Below are 2581 nucleotides of genomic sequence, written 5' to 3' on the forward strand. Positions count from 1 at the left end.
AAAGCGAATTTTGGTACTGCGGTAGAATCTTGCTCTAAGAAACTGCCGGACTGCCGTTCACTTCCTACTGCCACTTTTTCGGGAAATCTATAACCAGTTTTTTATAAAAGGCGGCGGGCTGGCATTCTCCCCCTTACTCCCTACAACACCGCAAAAAGCAAAAATGACGGACTTTCCGGCAAGAACTTTTCCGGCGGCTCGGTCTTTCCCGACAATAAGGCGTTTCGGAAGCTGCGTTTTGCCCGCTGTCTGAAAAAAACGGCAACCTTTTTTGGTTTCACTATCTAATACGGAACTTTTGGAAATTTGCCAAAAATGGGCGCAAAAAAAGCAGCAAATCTTTTTCGGATTTACTGCTTTGTGTGCCGCTGCGGGGCGGCGGGATATTCAGTTTTTATGTTATCGGTCAAGCCGGAACTTGAACAGGCTTTCAATCAGCTTTGTTTTGATGTAGTCCTCCATATCAGAGTTATAATAGCCGTTCATTTTGGAAAAGTAGCGGATATATCCGGCGTAGCGGTCAAGGACAGCTTGTATCGCTATGGAGTCGCCCTCATATGCCTTTATAATCGTGTCATAGGGGAGAAGTCGGTTACTCATAGGACAGCACCTCCATTTCCTCTTTCAGCCGCTTCAAGGCAAGCTGAATATGCCGCCCGATTGTGCTGCGTGTCCAGCCGCATTGTTCTCCGATTTCTTTCTGCGTCAAGTGCTGGAAGTAATACAAAAAGATTTCCTCCTGCGTCTGTTCCGGCAGTCCGGCAAGAGCCGCCGCAAGGGAGCAGCTATCTAAAAATATCGTCTGCCCCCGGACAGAGAACGGATAAGTTTCGCCATAGTCCGGCACTTGAAAATACTCGTCTGTGGTGCTTAGTGGGACAAACTTTTCTTCGGTCAAGTATTCAAGGGAGATTTCCCGTTTCCACCTCGCCGCCAGCATACGGGCAGCGTCAAAGGACGCATGACGAATAACAATCCGGCAGTAGGTATCATGGGTATAGCGGATATGTTCTTGATAGGCTTCGTATTCAGTCATGGAAAATCCCCCTTTCTTCGATTATGGGAAAGGGCGGCAGCACTTTTTTGCTGTCGCCCCTTGATTACCCACCAGCAAGGACAGACGGGGCTGTCAACGGTGGGCGCAGCCCATTTACTTGCCGTTGACTGGCTCGGCTGGGTTTGCTATTTACAGGTGATTGTCTTTACTCTGCATTAGATATTCGTAATGTATCATTTCCTAATTCAACAACCAATTCCATGTATTTAGCTTTGGTATTTGTAGGACTCCCCCAGCTTATAAGATTATTCTTTTGTGAAAAATTGTTATGATATTGCAAGTTGTATAGAGTGATTTTCTGTCCACATATTTCATTTTTATCATTAACAATATCTTCTGTTTTTGAATCAAAGAATAGTGATTTTCCTGCTTCAGTTTCTAAAATAATATAATTATATCCACTTTCAGTTTTTGTGGAAAGTGAAATGTTGTCCCGGGTAACAGGATGACCAATACCTGTATATAGCAATACTGCACTAAGTAATCCCGCAAATGCCAAACACACAACAGCAACAGTTTTTACAATTTTTTTTGCTATCTTCTTTTTTACTGCTGTTATCACTTTTGCGTCACTTTCTCTTTTTGAGGGTTCTGTCTCGCTAATTTCTTTGCCCGATTTCATGGCTTTAAGTTCAGCAGCACAATCAGGACAATTTTCGATGTGCTTTTTTACAAATTCTGCTGTATCTTCGCTCACCATATTTTCAAAATACAACGGCAACATATCACGAATGATGCTACACTCTTTTTTCATTACTAAATTTCCTCCAATCTGCTTTGTATCATTTTTCTTGCCCGATGGTAGGTAACACAAGCCCAGTTATCAGTTTTTCCGTATAAGTCACCTATTTCATTAAATGATAATTCCCCAAAGACACGCCACATGAAAACTTCCTTATATGGTTCAGATATACTATGTAAGATTTTCCGTAATTGCGCTGCTTCTTCCTGAGTATTAACCTGCTCATCAATAAAATCATTCGGGTTAGCAATATTCTGAAATTTTGCTTCGTCAATGCTTTCTATTTTTCCATTCTTTTTCAGATATGAGAAATAGGTATTCTTTGCAATTTGACAAAGCCATACACGCATATCACATTCGCCACGAAAATTATTTATGGATTTCATTGCTTTAAAAAATGTTTCGCCTGTAATTTCCTCGGCTATGTGTTCATTACCGGAAAGCTGCCATATATAGCGATATACCGCTTTGAAATAGGTATTGTAAATTTGCTCGAACTCCACTATGCTACCACCTCCTTTCACAAATAAGACTTTGCAGACGAAGAAATCTTACAAAGATTTTCAACTTTTTTATTATAACAGACAGCGGCGACATGACGATTATTTCGCCAGTTCGCCGCTGTTCAAATTCTAATTATAGTATAGCATAGGCTTATGAACATTTCTACCATGTTCCTCTTGCTTCGGAATAGCAGTGATTGCTGTCTGTTTGCTTTTGCTTCTTTACCGCATATGAGCATTTGCGCCCGGATTGTCGTTTCCATATCCCTCTAAGAGATT

General features: G+C 41.5%; 4 protein-coding genes. All 4 read right to left on the reverse strand.

The annotated features are described in order from the left end of the window. Nucleotides 1-399: 399 nt before the first annotated feature. A complete protein-coding gene (locus tag DWW13_RS18120) occupies nt 400-600 on the reverse strand; it encodes a helix-turn-helix domain-containing protein (RefSeq protein WP_117888466.1) in 201 nt (66 codons plus the stop codon). Further along, nucleotides 593-1036 (reverse strand): RNA polymerase sigma factor, encoded by a 444-nt coding sequence (locus tag DWW13_RS18125; RefSeq protein ID WP_117888465.1) that lies wholly within the window; start codon nt 1034-1036, stop codon nt 593-595. The genes DWW13_RS18120 and DWW13_RS18125 overlap by 8 nt, the downstream gene beginning before the upstream one ends. Nucleotides 1037-1202: 166 nt before the next feature. After that, on the reverse strand, nt 1203-1811 hold the full coding sequence (locus DWW13_RS18130) for a zf-HC2 domain-containing protein (protein ID WP_117471332.1): 609 nt from the start codon (nt 1809-1811) through the stop codon (nt 1203-1205). Between the two features lie 2 nt (nt 1812-1813). Beyond that, nucleotides 1814-2302 carry an RNA polymerase sigma factor gene (locus tag DWW13_RS18135; RefSeq protein ID WP_318264753.1) on the reverse strand — a complete coding sequence of 163 codons (489 nt, stop codon included), beginning with the start codon at nt 2300-2302 and terminating at the stop codon, nt 1814-1816. Nucleotides 2303-2581: the final 279 nt, after the last annotated feature.

The sequence above is a fragment of the Blautia sp. AF14-40 genome, assembly GCF_003479665.1.
Classification (GTDB): Bacteria; Bacillota; Clostridia; order Lachnospirales; family Lachnospiraceae; genus Fusicatenibacter; species Fusicatenibacter saccharivorans.